At 72.2% G+C, this 19352-nt stretch carries 14 protein-coding genes; all 14 read left to right on the top strand.

What is annotated here, in order from left to right; translation table 11 throughout:
• The first annotated feature begins 8 nt into the window (after positions 1 to 8).
• From ACZ7LU_RS07845 to ACZ7LU_RS07780, 14 genes are read left to right on the top strand one after another with little or no spacing between them, the layout of a single operon-like run.
• Entirely contained in the window at positions 9 to 1328 is a 1320-nt protein-coding gene (locus ACZ7LU_RS07845; RefSeq protein ID WP_471916057.1) for a nucleotide sugar dehydrogenase, read from the top strand.
• Positions 1318 to 2598, top strand: coding sequence for a glycosyltransferase family 4 protein (locus ACZ7LU_RS07840; protein ID WP_471916056.1), 1281 nt, complete (start codon positions 1318 to 1320; stop codon positions 2596 to 2598). Before ACZ7LU_RS07845 ends, ACZ7LU_RS07840 begins: the two co-directional genes overlap by 11 nt.
• Entirely contained in the window at positions 2595 to 3962 is a 1368-nt protein-coding gene (locus ACZ7LU_RS07835) for a Wzz/FepE/Etk N-terminal domain-containing protein (protein WP_471916055.1), read from the top strand. Before ACZ7LU_RS07840 ends, ACZ7LU_RS07835 begins: the two co-directional genes overlap by 4 nt.
• Positions 3959 to 5521, top strand: coding sequence for a Wzz/FepE/Etk N-terminal domain-containing protein (locus ACZ7LU_RS07830; RefSeq protein ID WP_471916054.1), 1563 nt, complete (start codon positions 3959 to 3961; stop codon positions 5519 to 5521). The genes ACZ7LU_RS07835 and ACZ7LU_RS07830 overlap by 4 nt, the downstream gene beginning before the upstream one ends.
• A 3-nt stretch (positions 5522 to 5524) precedes the next feature.
• On the top strand, positions 5525 to 7453 hold the full coding sequence (gene asnB, locus ACZ7LU_RS07825; protein WP_468084388.1) for an asparagine synthase (glutamine-hydrolyzing): 1929 nt from the start codon (positions 5525 to 5527) through the stop codon (positions 7451 to 7453).
• Between the two features lie 25 nt (positions 7454 to 7478).
• A complete protein-coding gene (locus ACZ7LU_RS07820; RefSeq protein WP_471916053.1) occupies positions 7479 to 9677 on the top strand; it encodes a bi-domain-containing oxidoreductase in 2199 nt (732 codons plus the stop codon).
• Positions 9674 to 11632: a heparinase II/III family protein gene (locus tag ACZ7LU_RS07815; protein WP_471916052.1), complete on the top strand. Its 1959-nt coding sequence runs from the start codon at positions 9674 to 9676 to the stop codon at positions 11630 to 11632. Before ACZ7LU_RS07820 ends, ACZ7LU_RS07815 begins: the two co-directional genes overlap by 4 nt.
• Positions 11633 to 11640: 8 nt before the next feature.
• Positions 11641 to 13164, top strand: coding sequence for a right-handed parallel beta-helix repeat-containing protein (locus ACZ7LU_RS07810; protein ID WP_471916051.1), 1524 nt, complete (start codon positions 11641 to 11643; stop codon positions 13162 to 13164).
• A gap of 1 nt (position 13165) precedes the next feature.
• Complete coding sequence (locus ACZ7LU_RS07805) at positions 13166 to 14404, top strand: O-antigen ligase domain-containing protein (protein ID WP_471916050.1); 1239 nt, start codon at positions 13166 to 13168, stop codon at positions 14402 to 14404.
• Between the two features lie 8 nt (positions 14405 to 14412).
• The gene (locus ACZ7LU_RS07800; RefSeq protein WP_471916049.1) at positions 14413 to 15639 is read left to right on the top strand and encodes a glycosyltransferase; all 1227 of its coding nucleotides are present in this window, start codon (positions 14413 to 14415) and stop codon (positions 15637 to 15639) included.
• The gene (locus ACZ7LU_RS07795) at positions 15636 to 16871 is read left to right on the top strand and encodes a class I SAM-dependent methyltransferase (protein ID WP_471916048.1); all 1236 of its coding nucleotides are present in this window, start codon (positions 15636 to 15638) and stop codon (positions 16869 to 16871) included. Before ACZ7LU_RS07800 ends, ACZ7LU_RS07795 begins: the two co-directional genes overlap by 4 nt.
• Positions 16868 to 17662 (top strand): glycosyltransferase family protein, encoded by a 795-nt coding sequence (locus tag ACZ7LU_RS07790; RefSeq protein ID WP_471916047.1) that lies wholly within the window; start codon positions 16868 to 16870, stop codon positions 17660 to 17662. The genes ACZ7LU_RS07795 and ACZ7LU_RS07790 overlap by 4 nt, the downstream gene beginning before the upstream one ends.
• On the top strand, positions 17659 to 18321 hold the full coding sequence (locus ACZ7LU_RS07785) for a PIG-L deacetylase family protein (RefSeq protein WP_471916046.1): 663 nt from the start codon (positions 17659 to 17661) through the stop codon (positions 18319 to 18321). The genes ACZ7LU_RS07790 and ACZ7LU_RS07785 overlap by 4 nt, the downstream gene beginning before the upstream one ends.
• 3 nt (positions 18322 to 18324) lie before the next feature.
• Complete coding sequence (locus ACZ7LU_RS07780) at positions 18325 to 19350, top strand: NAD-dependent epimerase/dehydratase family protein (RefSeq protein ID WP_471916045.1); 1026 nt, start codon at positions 18325 to 18327, stop codon at positions 19348 to 19350.
• The last annotated feature ends 2 nt before the right edge of the window (positions 19351 to 19352 follow it).

The following is a 19352-nucleotide window of genomic DNA, read 5'->3' as shown; positions in this document are numbered from 1 at the left end:
GAGAAGTCATGAAGGTCAGCGTTTTCGGGCTCGGCTATGTGGGCTGCGTTTCGGCCGCGTGCCTGGCCAGCATGGGGCACGAGGTCATCGGGGTGGACGTGAACCAGGTGAAGGTCGACCTGGTCAACGACGGCAAGGCGCCCGTGGTCGAGGAGCGCATCGGCGAGCTCATCGCCGAGGTCGTGCGGACCGGGGCGTTACGCGCCACCGGCGACGTCCGCGAGGCCATCATGGAGAGCGAGGTGTCGCTGGTCTGCGTGGGCACGCCCTCGGAGCCCAACGGCAGCCTGTGCACCACGTATCTGGAGCGGGTCACCGAGCAGATCGGCGCCGTGGTGGCCGAGCGGGGCGGCCGCCAGACCGTCGTGTTCCGCAGCACCATGCTGCCGGGCACCTGCCTGAACCTGCTGGTCCCGATCCTGGAGAAGTACGTCGGCGGCACGGCGGGGGTGGACTTCGGGGTCGCGGTCAACCCGGAGTTCCTGCGCGAGGGCTCCAGCGTGCGGGACTTCTTCGACCCGCCCAAGACCGTCATCGGCGAGCTCGACCCGGCGAGCGGCGACGCGGTGGCGGCGCTCTACGACGGCCTGCCCGGCGAGGTGTTCCGGGTGCCGGTCCCGACGGCCGAGGCGATCAAGTACGCGGACAACGCGTTCCACGGCCTCAAGATCGGCTTCGCGAACGAGCTGGGCGCCGTGTGCCAGGCGCTCGGGGTGGACTCGCACCAGGTGATGGACGTGTTCCTGGCCGACCGCAAGCTGAACATCAGCCCCGCCTATCTGCGGCCCGGCTTCGCCTTCGGCGGCTCCTGCCTGCCCAAGGACCTGCGCAGCCTGGTCCACGCGGCGCAGCGGGCCGACGTCTCGGTCCCCATCCTGTCCCACGTGCTGCCCTCCAACTCCGACCATCTGCAGCGCGCGGTGGACCTGGTCGAGCGGACCGGCAAGCGCCGGGTCGGAATGTTCGGTCTTTCCTTCAAACCCGGCACCGACGACCTCCGCGAGAGCCCGCTCGTCGAGTTGGCGGAGAGGCTCTTCGGCAAGGGGTACGACCTGCGGATCCACGACGCGAACGTCAGCCTCTCCCGGCTGCTCGGCGCCAACCGCGAGTACATCGAGACCCGCCTTCCGCACCTCGCGCAGCTGCTCGCGGGCTCCGTCGAAGAGGTGCTCGAGCACGCCGAGGTGTGCCTGGTCGGGACGAAGGACCCGGCCGTGCTCTCGGCGCTGCCGCACGGCGACGAAGGACCGGTCCTCATCGACCTCATCCATCTTCCCGACGCCGACGCGCGCCGGACCGAATCGGGGTACGTGGGCCTTGCTTGGTGACATATCGGTCGGTGACACGGCCGGCGGCGACCGGCCGAACCGACGCGCACTGATCCTCGTGGAAAACCTGTCGGTGCCCTTCGACAGGCGGGTGTGGCAGGAGTGCACGACGCTGCGCGACGCGGGCTGGCGGGTGGACGTCATCTGCCCGCAAGGGAGCAAGCGGGACACGGAGGCGGAGGCGGAGATCGACGGGGTGCGGATCCACCGCTACCCGTTGCGCGCGGCCACCGGAGGTCCGGCCGGCTACCTGCGGGAGTACGGATCGGCGCTGTGGCACACGGCCCGGCTCGTCCGCGAGGTCGGCCCGGTCCACGTGGTCCACGCCTGCAATCCGCCGGACCTGCTGTTCCTGCCGGCGCGGTGGCTGACGCGGCGCGGCGCGCGGTTCGTCTTCGACCAGCACGACCTGGTGCCCGAGCTGTACCTGTCCCGCTTCGACCGCGGCAAGGACCTGCTCTACCGCGGCGTGTGCGCCCTCGAACGGATGACGTACCGGGCCGCCGACGTCGTGATCGCCACGAACGAGAGCTACCGGGACGTCGCGGTCAGCCGTGGCGGCAAGCGGCCGGAGGACGTCTTCGTGGTGCGCAGCGCGCCCGCCGTCGACCGGTTCCAACCGGTGGCGCCTGAGCCGGAGTTGAAGCGCGGCAAGTCTCATCTGCTGTGCTACCTCGGCGTCATGGGCCCGCAGGACGGTGTCGACTACGCGTTGCGGGCCCTCGCGAAGCTGCGCGACGAGCTCGGGCGGACCGACTGGCACGCGGTGTTCGTCGGCTCCGGCGACGCCTTCGACGCGATGGTGGAGCTGGCCGGGCGGCTCGGGCTCTCCGACCAGGTGCAGTTCACCGGGCGCATCCCGGATGCCGACCTGGTGCGTTACCTGTCCACCGCGGACGTGTGCCTCTCCCCCGACCCGCGCAATCCGCTCAACGACGTGTCGACGATGAACAAGGTCCTGGAGTACATGGCGATGGGCCGGCCCATCGTCTCGTTCGACCTCCGGGAGGCGCGCGTCTCCGCCGGTGACGCCGCCGTGTACGCGCCCGCCAACGACGAGGCCGCGTTCGCCAAGCTCATCACGGAGCTCCTCGACGACCCGGAGAAGCGGGCCCGGATGGGCGAGATCGGCCGGGAGCGGATCAGCGGGCCGCTCTCCTGGCGGAACTCGCAGGCGGCGCTGCTCGCCGCCTACGCCGCCGCCTGCCGTGGCCGGGCCGCGGTGTCGGCGGGCGGCCCGGGGCGGAAGCGGAGGAGGCCCCTCCGTTGAGTGATGACCCGATACGCCTGGTCATGGTCGGGCGGATCCTCCGTCGGCGCTGGCGGCTGCTCGCCGCCCTCGCCGTGGTCGGCGCGCTCGTCGGCTACGGCGCCTCCGTGGTGTTCCCGCCCCGGTACACGGCCTCCGCGTCCGTGCTGCTGCCGGGGCAGTGGGAGGAGCGCGAGCTGCTCACCCAGGCGGAGATCGCCACCAGTTCCGCGGTGGTCGACCGTGCGGCCGCCTCGCTCGACTGGAAGGACGTCAGCGGCGGCGACCTGCGGGACCGGGTGAGCGCCAAGGCCACCGACGGGAACATCATCAAGATTTCGGGTACGGCCGGCTCCCCGGAGCGCGCGCAGCGCCTCTCCGACCGGGTGGCCAAGGAGTTCGTCGCGTTCTCCGCGCGGATCGCGGGCGGAAACTCCGATTCCGAAGCGGCCACGGGGCCCGAGGAGCTGCGGCAGAAGGTGGTGGAGACCAACCGCCGCATCAGCGACCTGGCCGACGCGGCCGATCCGGGGCGGACCGTGGAGAGCGTGCAGGCCCGCACCTCGCTGGAGAAGCTGCGGACCTCGCTGGAGGAGGCCATGAAGAAGCTGGACGAGGCCGACCCGGCGTCCGACACGGCCGGCATGGTCGTCATGGGCCCGGCGCCCCGGCCCACCGGCGAGGCGCCGCCGACGAGGACGCAGCTCATCGTCGCCGGGGCGCTGCTGTCCTTCCTGCTCGCGGTCGTCGGCCATCTCGCGGCGGCACGGATGAACCGCCGGGCGCGCACCGAACCGGAGATCGCCGCGGCGCTGGGCTCGACGCTGCTCGGCACCGTCGACGTGCCCGCGGAACGGGCCGCGCGCCGGCCGACGGGCCAGGGGCCGTGGGCGTGGCTCCGCCGGTTCCTCGGCCTCGACACCCGGTGGGACGTGCCGGCTCCGCAGGCCTCCGGCGACGAGGCCGGCCGGCGGATCCGCTACCGGCGGGTGTGCGCCCGTCTCCGGACCCGGCTGCCGGCTCCCCGGCGGCTGCTGGTCGTCGTACCGGACGGCGACGAGACCGCCCGCCGGGCCGCCGGTCAGCTCGTCACGGAGGCCAAGAGCGATCCGCTGCTGCGGGTGGTGGACGTGCCGGTGGACCGGCCGATGGTGCCGGACCGCGACACCGAGTCGGGGGCCCTGGTCGTGCTCAGCGCGGGCAGTTGGACCGCGGGCGAGCTCGCAGGACTCGCCGAGGCGTGCGCGGAAGCCAGACACGAGGTCGTCGGCATAGTGGTCGCCGGCACGGTCCGAGTCCGTCCGTCGCGGTCCGCCGACCAGCCCGCCGAGAACGCCACGCCGGCGCTCGCGGTCCGCGGCCACGCGCCGGGAGGTCCGGAGTGACGACAAGCACGACTTCGGAGCCGTCCGCGGCCACTCCGCTGCTCGACCTGCACGCGCTGGTGGTCGCGGTGCGCAGGCGCCGCCGCCTCTGGTGCGTCATGGCGCTCCTTGGACTGATGGCCGGGGTGGCGGTGGCCGTCCTGCTGCCGCCCGCGCCGACCGCGGTGACCAAGGTGCTTGTCGTGCACCAGGACGATCAGCCCAACGACACCGGAACGCTGATACGCACCGACGTCGAGCTGCTCGGGACCACACGGATCGCCGGCAAGGCCCTGGAAGCCCTCAAGTCCCCGGAGAAGCCCGAAGACTTCATGCAGGACTATCGGGGCACCGGCTTGACCAACAACCTGCTGCAGATCGAAGTGACGGCCGACAGCGACGCGGCGGCGGTGGCCCGGGCCGAGGCGCTGGCCGACGCGTTCGTCGCGGACCATGTGCGGCGGATGCGGGAGACCGCGAAGGCCGAGGCCAAGGCCCTGCTCGACCAGCGTGACCGCATGCGGGACGAACTGGAGCAGGTCAACAAGGCGATCGGAGGCCGGTCGCCGGACACCGACCCGACGGCGTCGGCCAGCATCGAGTCGCTCTTCGCCCGCCGGGCCGAGCTCAACTCGCGGATCGCCGACTTCGACGAGCGCGCCGCCGAGGCCCGCACCGGCACACCCAAGCTCATCGCAGGCACGCAGATCGTGGACGCCCCGCGCGCGGTGCGGCACTCCCTGCCGAAGACCGCTGCCACCAACGCCGCGATCGGCCTCGTCCTCGGGCTCGTCCTCGGGCTCGTGGTTGCCGCGGTCGGCACAGTGGTCGCGGACCGGCCGGTGCTGCGCCGGGAGATAGCGGCGAACCTGGGGGCCTCGGTCATCGCGGAGCTGCGCCGCGCACCCCGCCGGCCGGCCTGGCTGTGGCAGCGCCGACGGACCCGGGCGGCGCGCGAACGGCTCACCGCGACGCTGGCCCGTACCGTGCGCGGTTCCTCGGAACCGGTGTCGCTGCTGGAACTTGGCTGCGCGCACACCACGAGCGTGATCGCCATGGACGTCGCCAGGGCACTGGCGGCACAGGAGCCGGTGGTCGTCATCGACGGTCTGCCCGGACCGGAACTGGCCGACAGCCGCCGCGAACAGGGAGATCCGAGCGTGGTCAGCGGCGAGCGTGCCGCGGCCGTGCCGCATCGGACGCGCCGGATCGGTGTCGGCTCGGTCGCGCCCGGCACGGCGTGGACCGACCTGCAGTACCTCGGCGGCCAGACCGTGCTCGTCGTGCGTGCCGGGCACGGCAGCGCCGCATGGCTGCACACCGTGGCGCGACAGCTCGCGGACCAGCTCATTCCGGTGATCGGCGTGGTGCTGATCGACCCCGACCCGCGCGACCGGACCGACGGCACGCTGTGGGACGGGCCGCACACCGCGCTGCGCGGACATCAGGAGCGGCCGGCCCGGCAGAACGGTGGGGGCGGCGCCCACGCCGTTGAGGCAGTGGGAGAGGGCCGGCCGCGGACGGAACGGCCGTCGAGGCCGGCCGCACGGGTCCCGTACAGCGACCAGGAGGCGCGCTAGATCATGTGTGGCATCGCAGGAACCTACCGCTGGCCGGACGGGAAGGCCGTCACCGACCGGCTCACCGATGTCCTCGCCCACCGCGGCCCGGACGGGGCGGGCCGCTACGGCCACTCCGTCGGAGACGGCGAAGTGCAGCTCGGGCACCGGCGCCTCGCCATCATCGACCTGTCCGAGACCGGCGCCCAGCCGATGGTCTCGGACGGCCTCGCCCTGACGTACAACGGCGAGCTGTACAACGCGCCGGAACTCCGCGCCGAGCTGACGGCCGCCGGGGTGCGCTTCCGCGGCACCTCCGACACCGAGGTGCTCCTGGAGGCCTGGCGGCGCTGGGGCACGGACTGCCTGCCCCGGCTGCGTGGCATGTTCGCGTTCGCGGTCTTCGACGAGCGCACCGGTGAGCTGGTGCTCGCCCGCGACCAGCTCGGCGTCAAGCCGCTGTTCCTGCTCCGGCGCGGCGGCGGCCTGATGTTCGCCTCGGAGCTCAAGGCGCTCGCCGCGGTGACCGGCGGGTCGCTGCGGGTGGACCATGCGGCCCTGGTGGCCTCGCTGCTCTACTACTGGGTGCCGGACTCGCGCTGCGCGTTCAGCGAGGCGGAGAAGCTGCCGCCGGGGAGCTGGCTGCGGTGCGGGCCGGACGGCCGGATCGAGCGCGGCCGGTACTGGAACCTCAAGGACGTCGCCCGCGAGGCCCAGGAGCGGGCCCGCGGCGGCGAACTGCCGGACGTGGCCGCCATTGTCGAGGAGTCGACCCGGCGGCACCTGCTCTCCGACGTGCCGGTGGCGACTTTCCTCTCCGGCGGTCTCGACTCCAGCTACCTGACGGCGCTGGCGGCCCGCGACCGGCCAGGGATCTCCGCCTACACGATCGGGTTCCGCGCCGAGGACGCCAAGTTCGAGGCGATGCCGGACGACCTGCGCTATGCCCGGCAGGTCGCCGAGCGGTTCGGTGTCGACCTGCACGAGATCGAGATCGCTCCGAACGTGCTCGACCTGCTGCCGCGGATGACTCACCACCTGGACGAGCCGATCGGCGACCCCGCCGCGATCAACACGTTCCTGATCTGCGAGGCCGCCCGGGAGGCCGGGGTCAAGGTGATGCTCTCGGGGATGGGCGCCGACGAGCTGTTCGCCGGGTACCGCAAGCACCTGGCCAACCTGCTCGCGCTGCGCTATCAGCGCGTCCCGCGGCCCCTGCGGCGCGGCCTGTCCGCGGCCGTGGACCGGCTGCCGGTCGCCACGGCCCGCCGGGGGTACCGGTCGGTGCGCTTCGCGAAAAGGTTCCTTTCCTTCGCCGATCTGCCGGAGGAGACCGCGTTCCGGCGCAGCTACACCATGTACGACCAGGACGAGTTGCTCGCCCTGATCGATCCGGATCTGGCCGGGACGGTCGACGACGTACTGACGGAGCACGCGGACGTCTACGAGGACAACGACCTCGACGACTTCGTCAACCGCATGTGCCTGGGCGACGCCCGGATGTTCCTGCCGGGCCTGAACCTCGCCTACACGGACCGCTCCAGCATGGCCGCGTCGACCGAGGTGCGGGTGCCGTACGTGGACGTCGAGGTGGTCAAGGCGGCGTTCACCGTGCCGGGCGACCGCAAGATCGCCGGACGGCAGGGGAAGGCCGTCCTCAAGGAGGCGGCCGCCTCGGTCCTGCCGCGGGAGATCGTGTACCGGCCCAAGGGTCTCTTCAGCGCTCCGCTGCGGGCCTGGATGAGCCGGGACCTGGCACCGCTGGTGCGCGAGGTGGTCAACGACGGGGTGCTCGTCAGCACCGGGATCCTGCGCCGCGACGCGCTGGCGCGGATGGTCGCCGAGGACGCCGCCGGGCAGCGGGACTTCTCCAAGCATCTGTGGCACGTGCTGACCCTGGAGTACTGGTACCGCGGCGCGACTTCTGGCTCCGGCCAGAGCCAGGCGGCTTGACAGTGTGGAAACAAGAGGAGCTCGGGTGAAACAGGTCGTACAGAACTACAAGAGCGGCGAGTTGGCGCTGCTCGACGTGCCGGCGCCGGGGTGCAAGCCGGACGGCGTGCTGGTCCGCAGCGCCTACTCGCTGATCTCCACCGGGACCGAGCTCATGAAGGTGTCCGAGGCCGGCATGTCGATGGTGGGCAAGGCCCGCTCCCGGCCCGACCAGGTCGCCAAGGTCATGCAGAGCGTGGCCACCAACGGAGTGCCCGCCACGTACCGCAAGGTGATGGGCAAGCTGGACTCCTACACGCCGCTCGGCTATTCGCTGTGCGGGGTGGTCGAGCAGGTCGGCGCCGGGATCGACGATGTGGCGGTCGGTGACCTCGTGGCCTGCGCGGGCAACGAGCACGCGCTGCACGCCGAGCTGAACTGGGTGCCGAAGAACCTCTACACCCCGGTGCCGGAGGACCTCGCGCCGCAGCACGCGGCCTTCGGCACCGTCGGGTCGATCGCGCTGCAGGGCGTCCGCCAGGGCGAGCCGCAGCTCGGCGAGGTGGCGCTGGTCATCGGCCTCGGCCTGATCGGGCAGCTGGTGGTGCAGTTGCTCACCGCCTCGGGGGTCCGTGTCGTCGGGGCCGACCCCGATCCGGCGCGCTGCGAGCTCGCCGCACGACTGGGCGCCGTGGCCTGCGGTGATCCCGCGTCCGGGGCCGTGGAGGCCGCCGTCGCCGAACTCACCGGCGGGCACGGAGTGGACCAGGTGTATCTGGCCGCCGGCGGCGGCAGCAACCAGCCCGTCGAGCTGGCCGCCCACCTGAGCCGGGACCGCGGCCGGGTCGTCGACATCGGCAAGTGCCGCCTGGACCTGCCGTGGAACGCGTACTACGAGAAGGAGCTGGACGTCCGGTTCTCCCGGTCGTACGGCCCCGGGCGCTACGACCCGGCGTACGAGCTCGAAGGACGGGACTACCCGATCGGCTACGTGCGCTGGACCGAGCGCCGCAACCTGGCGTGCTTCCTCGACCTCGTCGCCCGCGGCCGCGTCGACGTGGCGCCCCTGGTCTCCCACATCGCCGACTTCGACGACGCGGTCGACACGTACCAGCGCCTGAAGGACGGCGATCTGAAGGCCGTGGCCGTCCTGTTCCGGTACCCCGGCCGCACCGAGCAGCCGACGGAAGCGGTGGCCCTGACGGTCACCGTGCCCGCGGTGACACGACGCGGCGACAAAGCGCCCGCCCCGGCCCGCACCGCCAAGGCACCGGTGCGCCTCGCGTTCGTCGGCGCGGGGAACTACGCGACGTCGATGCTGCTGCCGCACCTGGTGGGGCGCGACGGCGTCACCTTGTCGACCGTCGTCACCACGACGGCGCTGTCCGCGGCCAACGCCAAGCGGAAGTTCGGCTTCGACGAGGCGACCACCGATCTCGACGCCGTGCTCGGCGACAAGTCCATCGACGCGGTGTTCGTGGTCACCCGGCACAGTTCGCACGCCGAACTGACCCGGCGAGCACTCCTCGCAGGCAAGACGGTGTTCGTGGAGAAGCCCCTGGCCCTCTCCGAGGACGAGCTGGCCGGCGTGCTCGCGGCCGTGGAGGAGTCCGGCAACGACCGGCTGCAGGTGGGCTTCAACCGCCGGTTCGCACCGCTGCTCCAGGAGGCCAGGCAGCGGTTCGGCGCCCGGACCGGCCCGGCGAGCCTGCGCTACCTGGTCAACGCGGGTCGGCTCCAGCACGGCAGCTGGTACCTCCAGCAGGGCACCGAGGGCTCGCGGTTCGCCGGGGAGGGCGGGCACTTCATCGACACGGCGAGCTGGCTGCTCGCGGCCGACCCGGTCTCGGTGTACGCGGTCGCCCCGGCAGGCAACGAGGACCTCCAGGTCGTCCTGCGCTATCCGGACGGATCCACCGCCACCATCAGCTACGTCACCACAGGGCCGGCCGGCTTCCCCAAGGAGACGCTGGACCTGGTCGCGGACGGCAAGGCGCTGCGGCTCGACGACTTCGTCCGCGCCTCGGTGTACGACGGCGGCCGCAAGCGGTGGGTCAGCTCGCGGCTGCCCAAGGCCAGGGACAAGGGCCAGAACGCCGAACTGGCCGCGTTCGTCAGGGCCGTGCGGACCGGCGGGCCGATGCCGGTGCCGCTGGAGTCGCTGGTCGCCACCACGGCGGCCACCCTCGCCGTGCCGGCCGGTCTGGCCGGTGGCGCGCCGGTGACGCTGGCGGGCGTGCGATGACGATGAGCGCGGGCTGGTACCTGCGGCGGCTGTCCCGGATGGGGCCGCGGGAGGCGGCGGGGCGGGTCGGTGATGCGGTGCGCAGGCGGCGGTGGCGGTCGGCGCTGCCGGACTGCCCGGACGTGAGCGGCGCCCGGTTCACCTCGGTGCTGCCCGCGGGGGCGCTCGCCGCGGTGCCGCCGGACGCCGCGAAGCGTCTCGTCGCCGAGGCGGACCGGCTGATGGCCGGGCACGCCGAGTTCTTCGGGGTGGTCCGCGACGACCTGGTCGACCCGGACTGGTGGTACGACCCGAAGACCGGGCTGCGGGCCCCGTGGGGCTACGCCTTCGGCCTGCCGTACCGCGACGAGGACACGGTCGGGGACATCAAGCAGATCTGGGAGCCCTCCCGGCACCAGTACCTCACCGTGCTCGCCGCCGCCTACGCGATCACCGGGAACGAACGGTATGCCGAGCGCGTGGCCGAGCACCTGCACTCGTGGTGGTCGGCCAACGCGCCGCTGCACGGAGTGCACTGGATCAGCGGCATCGAGCTGGGGATCCGGCTGCTGTCCTGGGTGTGGATCCGCCGGCTGCTCGACGGCTGGCCGGGGGCGGCCGCCCTCTTCGAGGACAACCCGGTGGCGCGCAACCAGATCTGGCACCACCAGCGGTGGCTGGCCGCCTTCCCCAGCCGGGGGTCGTCGGCGAACAACCACGTCATCGCGGAGACCGCCGGACAGGCCGCCGCGGCCTGCGCGTTCGGCTGGTTCCCCGAGTCGGCCCGCTGGCGGGCCGACGCGCTGCGCTCCCTCGAGCGGCAGCTGCGCGCCAACACCTTCCCCTCCGGCCTCAACCGCGAACTGGCCACCGAGTACCACGGACTCGTCCTCGAACTCGGCCTGGCCGCGGTGGCCGAGGCGGACGCCGCCGGTGTGCCGGTCCCGCCGACCGTCCGCCTCGTGCTGCTCCGCATGACCGACGCGCTGGCGGCCATGGTGGACAACCGGTTGCGGCCGCCGCGCCAGGGGGACGCGGACGACGGGCACGGGCTGGTCCTGGACGGCGCGGGCACCGACCGCTGGGCGTCGCTCCTCGCCACCGGGGACGCCGTGTTCGGGCGGCTGGCCTGGTGGCCGACGGTGACCGGCACCGATGTGCGCACCCCGCTCCTCGCCGCGCTCATCCGGCCGTACGCGAAGGACGGCACCGCACCACGAGTGACCCGCCCCGCACACCGGCCGGCCCACTTCGCCGGCGCGGGCATGACGATCCTGCGCGGCCCGGGAGACATCTGGTGCCGCTGCGACGGAGGACCGCACGGCTTCCTGTCCATCGCCGCGCACGCCCACGCGGACGCGCTGTCCGTGGAGGTCCGGCACGACGGGGTGGACGTGCTCGCCGACCCGGGGACGTACTGCTACCACGGGCAGCCCGAGTGGCGGCAGTACTTCCGGTCGACGCTCGGCCACAACACCCTGCAGTTGGACGGTGAGGACCAGTCCGTCTCCGGCGGGCCGTTCCTGTGGACCCGGCACGCCCGCAGCCGCGTCCTGGTCGCGGACACCTCCGACGCGTCGGTGGCCCGCTGGTGCGCCGAGCACGACGGCTACCAGCGGACCGTGCACCGCCGACGGGTGGAGCTGACCGCCGCGCGTCAGGAGCTGCGCGTGGTCGACGAGGTGCGCGGCCCGCGCCGGGCGGCGCGTCTGGCCTTCCACCTCGGTCCCGCCATCACCGCGGACCTGACGGGGAACCGGGCCGTGCTCACCTGGACCCGGGACGGCGAGGGCCGCTCCGCGGAACTCGACCTGCCCGGACAGCTGACGTGGCGGGCGCACCGCGGCGAGACCAGCCCGCCGCTCGGCTGGTACTCCGCGGGATTCGGCCGCAAGGAACCGTCCACCACGCTGATCGGCACCGGCTTCGCCGACGGCGCGGAGGGGTTCACCACCGTACTCAGGTTCCGGGGCTAGGGGGACGCGTGGGGATCACGTGGCGGAAGTGGGCGGTGCCGACGGCGGCGCTGGCCCTCCTGGCGACCGGCTGTGAGAGCACGCCGAGCGCCCAGGCGGAGCCGACCGTCGCGCCGTCCACGTCCGCGACCCGGCCGGTGGCCCGCGTGTGCGCCAAACCGGCGGCCGGACCGGCGAAGGCGCCCGCGGGAGCGGTGACCGTCGACCCCGCCGTGGTCGGTGACCTGGCCGCGAAGACCAAGAGCAACCCTTCGGGCACCACGTTCTGGCTCCGGCCCGGCAGGCACAGGCTCGAACCGGACCGGCACGCCCAGGTCATCCCCAAGAAGGGGAACCGCTACCTCGGCGCGCCGGGCGCGGTGTTCGACGGCCGGAAGACCAACCAGTACGCGTTCGGAGGCGCCGCCCGCGACGTCACCATCCGCCATCTGACGGTGCAGGGTTTCGTCGCGCCGCACGACGAGGGCGTGGTCAACCACGACTCCGCCGACGGCTGGGTGATCGAACACGCCAAGATCCAGTACAACTCCGGCGCCGGGCTGATGGCCGGTGCCCGCCAGCGGGTCCGCGCCAGCTGCCTGCGCGGCAACGGTCAGTACGGCATGAACGCCTACAAGGGCACCGGCCCCCTGCGCGACCTGGTGCTCGACGGCAACGAGATCGTGGGCAACAACACCGGCGACTGGGAGCGGCGGCGGAAGGGCTGCGGCTGCACGGGAGGCGTCAAGTTCTGGGCCGTCGACGGCGCCGACATACGCGGCAACTGGGTGCACGACAACCGCGGAGTCGGGCTGTGGGCGGACACCAACAACAACGACTTCCGCATCGAGGGCAACGTGCTGGAGGCGAACGACGGGGCCGCGCTGATCTATGAGACCAGCTACAACGCGGTCATCCGACGGAACACGTTCCGGCGGAACAACTGGGTCGAGGGCCGCAAGTACGCCGACCGCGGCGACAGCTTCCCGTTCGCGACCATCTATCTGTCCGAGTCCGGCGGCGAGCCACGGGTCAAGGCCCGCACGGACAAGATCGAGGTCTACCGCAACGTGCTGGAGAACAACTGGTCCGGGATCACCCTGTGGGAGAACGCCGACCGGTTCTGCAACAGCCCGGCCAACACCTCGTCCGGCGACTGCACGTTGCTGGTGCCGGACACCGACCGCTGCGCGCGGCCGGCCATCGCCACCGCGCCGCTGTACGCCGACTGCCGGTGGCGGACCCAGCGGGTGGACATCCGCGCCAACCGCTTCGTCCTGGACAAGTCCGTCGTCAAGTGCTCGGAGAAGTGCGACCGGATGGCGGTCCTCGCCAACTACGGCACCTATCCGAAGTGGTCGCCGTACAAGGGCGATCGGGTGGCCGAGGCGATCACCCACAAGCAGCACAACCGCTGGCACGACAACGTCTACCGCGGCCCGTGGAAGTTCGTCGCCCACGATCCGAGCCGGGTGCTGGACTTCGGGCAGTGGCAGAGCACGCCCTACGAGCAGGACGCCGGCAGCACCCTCGACCTGCGGGCCGGTGGTTGAGATGCGCGAAGACCCGTACTCCACCGGCACGCCGAGGCTCGTCGGGATCGTCTGGGGGCTGCTGATCCTCAACACCCTCGGCTCCGCCGGGGCGAAGACCATCGTCCCGCTCCCCCGCTCCCTCATCCAGCTCGTCACCATGGGCGCGCTCGTCGTCGCGTTCACGCTGGCGCTCGCGCTCAACCTCCGGCTGCGCGTCCGGGCGAGCGCTTTCGTGCTCCTGCTCACCCTGCTCCTCGTGCCGAGCCTCATCTCCAGCCTGCAGCTGGAGTCCGGGTTCGGCGCGCTGTTCCGCTGCGCCAGGCTGGCTCTCTTCGTCGCGACGCTCTGGCTGCTCAGCCGCTGGTGGGACGGCGGCGTGACGTTCGTGCGGCACCACATCCGGATGTACTTCGCGGTGCTCGGGTCGGTCGCCGCGGGAGCGCTCATCTCACCGGGCGCGGCCATGCCCGACCTCTACGGCGGGCGCCTCGTCGGCGCGTTGTGGCCGCTCACCCCGCCGCAGATCGGACAGTACGCGGCGGTGATCATCGGGCTCACCGTGCTGCTTGTCCTCGGCCGCAGGACCGACAAGACCAGTGCGGCCGTCATCGTCGTGCCCTCACTCGTCCTGCTCGCGCTGACCCATACGCGTACGGCCACGCTCGGCCTGCTCATCGGCCTCGCCCTGGCGATCGGCTCGCTCGTCCTGACCAGTTCGGCGGCCCGCCGATTCTTCACCTGGGCGGTGCTGTGCGCCGCGGTGGCCGCGGTGGGGTTCGCCTCAGCGCTCCGGGCGTGGTTCCTGCGCGGGCAGAGCGAGGAGAACCTCACGAGCCTCACCGGCCGGGCCAAGGTCTGGGACGCTCTCCTTGCCGCGCCCCGGTCGACCTCGGAGAAGTTGTTCGGCACGGGCCTCGGCGACAAGTCGTTCGGCGGTCTTCCGATCGACAACAGCTGGCTGGCCGTCTACCACGAACAGGGCTGGGCCGGCATCACGTTGGTGGCGGCGATCATCGTCGTCCTGGCCGGCGTCGCGTTGCTGCGGCCGCCGTCGCTCGCGAGGGCCTGCGCGATTTTTCTGATCAGTTACTGCGGGATCGCGTCGTACACCGAGGCCGGTCTGGGCGACGCCTCGCCGTATCTGCTGCATCTGGCCGTGGCCGCCTCGCTCCTCGCGACACCCGCCGCGCCCGCGCCCCTCGCGGCGCCCGCACTGCCCCGACGACGTGTCCCGCGCTGGGCCCAGGAAAGGAGGTGACCCCCACCATGCGTGTGCTCGTGGTGCACAACCGCTACTCCTCGGCGCAGCCGAGCGGGGAGAACAAGGTCGTCGACCAGGAGGTGGGGCTGCTGCGCGCGGCCGGTCACCAGGTCGAGGTGTTCGAGCGGCGCAGCGACGACATCGCCGCCATGTCCCTGCCGGACAAGGTCGCGGTGCCGCTGCTCGTGCCGTGGAATCCGGCGGTCCGCAAGGATCTCGCGGCCCGGCTCCGCGCCGAGCGGCCGGACGTGGTGCACGTCCACAACGTCTTCCCGCTCCTGTCGCCCGCGGTCCTCGCCGCCTGTGCCGACGCCGGTGTGCCCGCCGTCGCGACGCTGCACAACTACAGCCAGGTCTGTCCGCCCGGCACGCTGCAGCGGGACGGCCGGCCGTGCACCGAGTGCGTCGGCTCCGGGCCGCTGCCCGCCGTCCGGCACGGCTGTTACCGCGGTTCCCGCCTCGCGACGGTGCCGCTCGCGGTCAGCCTGTCGGTCAACCGGCGGCGGTGGTGGTCCGGCGTGGACCGGTTCTTCTGCATCTCCGCGGCGCAGCGCGACGTCCTGGTGCGGGCCGGCATGCCGGCCGGGCGGCTGGCGGTCAAGCACAACTTCGTGCCCGACCCGGGCGCCCGCCGGACGGGCGCCGGCGAGCACCTGCTCTACCTCGGCCGGCTCGCGGAGGCCAAGGGTCTGCGGCTGCTCATGACCGCGTGGGACGAGCTCGCCGCGGACGGCGGGGTGGGCGTGCCGCTCGTGATCGCCGGTACGGGCCCGCTGGAGCGGGAGGTGGCGGCCTGGGCGGCGGGCCGGGAGGACGTGCGGTACGTCGGCCTGTACGACCCGGAGCAGTGCCGGCGGGCCGTCGCCCGGTCGGTCGCCGTGGTCGCTCCCTCGACGTGGCTGGAGACCTTCGGCCTGGTGGTCGCGGAGGCGATGGCGGCCGGGGTGCCGGCCGTCGCCGCCGGTCACGGCGCCTTCGTCGAGCTCGTCGAGGACGGGGTGACCGGGCTGCTGCACCGGCCGGGAGAGGCCGCTTCGCTCGCGTCCTGCCTGCGCCGGATCACGGCCGATACGGCCCGCAACCGGGAGATGGGACAGGCGGCCCGGCGCCGCTACGACCAGGACTTCAGCCCGGCCGTCGGGCTGGAGCGCCTGGTGGACGGGTACCGCACCGCGATCGCCGGGCGGACCGAATCAATGGGGGGCAACACATCAATGGGGGGCAACACATGACACGATGCCGACTCTGCGGCTCGGAGGCGATGGCGAGCGTCGTCGACCTCGGGGCGACACCACCGTGCGAGAGCTTTCTCGCCGCGGAGCAACTGGACGAGCCGGAACCGGCGTACCCGCTGCATCTGCGGGTTTGCACGGAGTGCTGGCTGGCGCAGCTTCCGCCGCTGATCACGCCGGAGGAGACGTTCAAGGAGTACGCGTACTTCTCCTCCTTCTCGACCTCCTGGGTGGAGCACGCGCGCACGTTCGTCGCCGACGCCGTGCAGCGGGTGGGTCTTGGCCCCGACGCGTTCGTGGTGGAGGTCGCGAGCAACGACGGGTATCTGCTGAAGCACGTGGTGGACCGGGGGATCCGCTGCCTGGGCGTCGAGCCGTCGGTGAACGTCGGTGCCGCGGCGCGGGAGGCGGGTGTGCCGACGCTCACCGAGTTCCTCTCCCCCGCCACCGGGGCGGCCGTCCGCGCCGAGCACGGCCCGGCGGACCTGGTCGTGGCCAACAACGTGTACGCGCACATCCCCGACGTCGTCGGCTTCACCGAGGGGCTGCGCGCTCTGGTCGCCGACGACGGCTGGGTCTCCATCGAGGTGCAGCACCTGCTGACCCTGATCGAGGAGAACCAGTACGACACGATCTACCACGAGCACTTCCAGTACTACACGGTCGCCTCGGCGATGCGGGCCCTCGCGAGCGGTGGACTCGCGCTCGTGGACGTCGAGTTGCTGCCCACGCACGGCGGGTCCATCCGGCTGTGGGCGCGGCCGGCCGAGGTGGCGGGCGAGCCGTCCCGCCGGGTGGCCGAGGTGCTCGACCGGGAGAAGGCCGCCGGGCTGCGGGAGCTGTCCGGGTACAACGAGTTCTCCGCCCGGGTGGCGAAGGTGCGCAGGGACCTCCTCAAGTTCCTCGTCACCGCGGCCGAGAGCGGCGAGACGGTCGTCGGCTACGGCGCGCCCGGCAAGGGCAACACCCTGCTCAACCACTGCGGCATCCGGCCCGACCTGCTCCCGTACACGGTCGACCGCAACCCCTACAAGCACGGCAGGTTCACCCCGGGCACCCGCATCCCGATCCTGCCGCCCGAGCAGATCGCCGCGGACCGGCCGGACTACGTCCTCGTCCTGCCGTGGAACCTGCGGGCCGAACTGGTCGAGCAGCTGTCGTTCGTGCACGAGTGGGGCGGCCGGCTCGTCTTCCCCATCCCGGAACTGAGCATCGTCGAGGTGAAGTCATGAAGGTCGTCCTGTTCTGCGGCGGTTACGGGATGCGGATGCGGAGCGGCGCCGCGGACGACGTGCCGAAGCCGATGGCGATGGTCGGGCCGCGCCCGCTGATCTGGCACGTCATGCGCTACTACGCGCACTTCGGGCACACCGAGTTCATCCTGTGCCTGGGGTACGGGGCCCACCACATCAAGAACTTCTTCCTCAACTACGAGGAGACGACGTCCAACGACTTCGTGCTGCGGGGCGGGCGGACCGAACTCCTTTCCACCGACATAGCCGACTGGACGATCACGTTCGCGCAGACCGGCATCGAGTCACCGATCGGGGAACGCCTGCGCCGGGTGCGGCACCACCTGGACGGCGACGAGATGTTCCTCGCCAACTACGCCGACGTGCTCACCGACGCCCCGCTGCCGGAGATGATCGACAACTTCACCCGGCGCGACGCCGGTGCGTCGATGATGGTGGTGCCGCCGCAGTCCTCCTTCCACTGCGTGGACCTGGGCGAGGACGGCCTGGTCGGCGGCATCACCGCGGTGAGCGACCTGCCGCTGTGGGAGAACGGCGGCTATTTCGTGCTCCGTCAGGAGGTCTTCGACCACATACCGGAGAACGGGGACCTGGTCGCCGACGGATGCACCGAACTGGCCAAGCGCGGCCGGTTGGTGGCGCACCAGCACCGCGGCTTCTGGAAGCCGACCGACACCGTGAAGGAGCGGGCCGCACTCGACGACGCGTACGCCCGCGGGGAGCGCCCGTGGGCCGTGTGGGAGCGGGACGCCGCCGGGGTGGGCGCGTGATCCGGCTCGGCGCGGGGCGCCTGGAGGGGATCGCCGCGGTGGGCGCGCACTGCGACGACATCGCCATCGGCGCCGGCGGCACGCTGCTCACCATGTGCCTCGCACACCCGGGCATCCGCGTCGACGCGCTGGTGCTTTCCGGTGGCGGCGGTGAGCGGGAGCAGGAGGAGCAGGCCGCGCTCGCCGCCTTCTGTCCCGGCGCCGACCTGCGCCTCACCGTGCTCAAGCTGCCGGACGGCCGGCTGCCCGTGCACTGGGACGAGGCGAAGGCCGCCGTCGAGGAGCTGCGCGAGCGGACCGATCCTGATCTGGTCCTGGCCCCGCGCACCGACGACGCGCACCAGGACCACCGCGGCCTCGCCCGGCTGATCCCCACCGCGTTCCGCGACCATCTCGTACTCGGCTACGAGATCGTCAAGTGGGACGGCGACCTCGGCCGTATGGCGGCGTATCAGCCGCTGTCACCGGAGACCGCCGAACAGAAGGTGCGGCTGCTGCAGGAGCACTACCCCTCCCAGCGGCACCGTCCCTGGTACGACCGGGAGGCCTTCCTCGGCCTCGCACGGATCCGCGGCATCGAATGTCACGCGCGGTACGCCGAGGCGTTCGCCGTCACCAAACTCACGCTCGATCTCGGCACTTCCACTCTGGGGGAATGAACCTTGCGCGTACTGCTCACCGGACACCAGGGGTACCTGGGCACCGTGATGGCCCCGGTCATCGCGGCCGCCGGACACGAGGTCGTCGGTCTCGACGCCGGTCTGTTCGCCGACTGCGTCCTCGGTCCGCCGCCCGCGGACCCGCCGGGGCTCCGCGTGGACCTGCGCGACGTCACGGCCGAACACCTGGCCGGGGTGGACGCCGTGATCCACCTGGCCGCGCTCTCCAACGACCCGCTGGGGTCACTGGCACCGGAACTCACCTACGACATCAACCACCACGCGTCCGTGCACCTCGCCCGGCTGGCCCACGACGCCGGGGTGCGGCGCTTCCTGTACGCGTCGACCTGCTCGGTGTACGGCGCCGCCGGCGGCGGTGACCTGGTGGGCGAGGACGCCCCGCTGCGCCCGGTGACGCCGTACGCGGAGTCCAAGGTGCGGGTGGAGGACGACCTGCACGCCCTGGCCGACGACGGCTTCAGCCCGGTGTTCATGCGCAACGCCACCGCCTTCGGCTACTCGCCGAGGCTGCGCGCCGACATCGTCCTGAACAACCTGGTGGGCCACGCGCTGCTGTCCGGCGAGGTCCTCGTGATGTCCGACGGCACCCCGTGGCGCCCGCTGGTGCACGCCGCCGACATCGCACGGGCCTTCGCGGCCGCGCTGACCGCGCCGCGGGACGCGGTGCACGACCGGGCCTTCAACATCGGCAGCGAGACCAACAACGTCACGGTCGCCGAGATCGCCGAGCAGGTCGCCGAGGCGGTGTCCGGCTCGAAGGTCGTGATCACCGGGGAGACGGGCGCCGACCCGCGCTCCTACCGGGTCGACTTCTCCCGCTTCCGCACCGCGGTGCCCGGCTTCGACTGCGAGTGGACAGTGAAGCGAGGCGCCCTCGAACTCGCCGACGCCTACCGCAAACACGGGCTGACGCGAGAGGACTTCGAGCAGCGCTTCACCCGCCTCGCCGTGCTCCGCGCGGCGTCCGACTCCGGCGCCGTCGACGACACCCTGCGGTGGCGCCCGTGAGC

The organism is Streptomyces sp. NPDC039462 (assembly GCF_055639375.1).
This window is presented reverse-complemented; position numbering and strand designations above follow the sequence as displayed.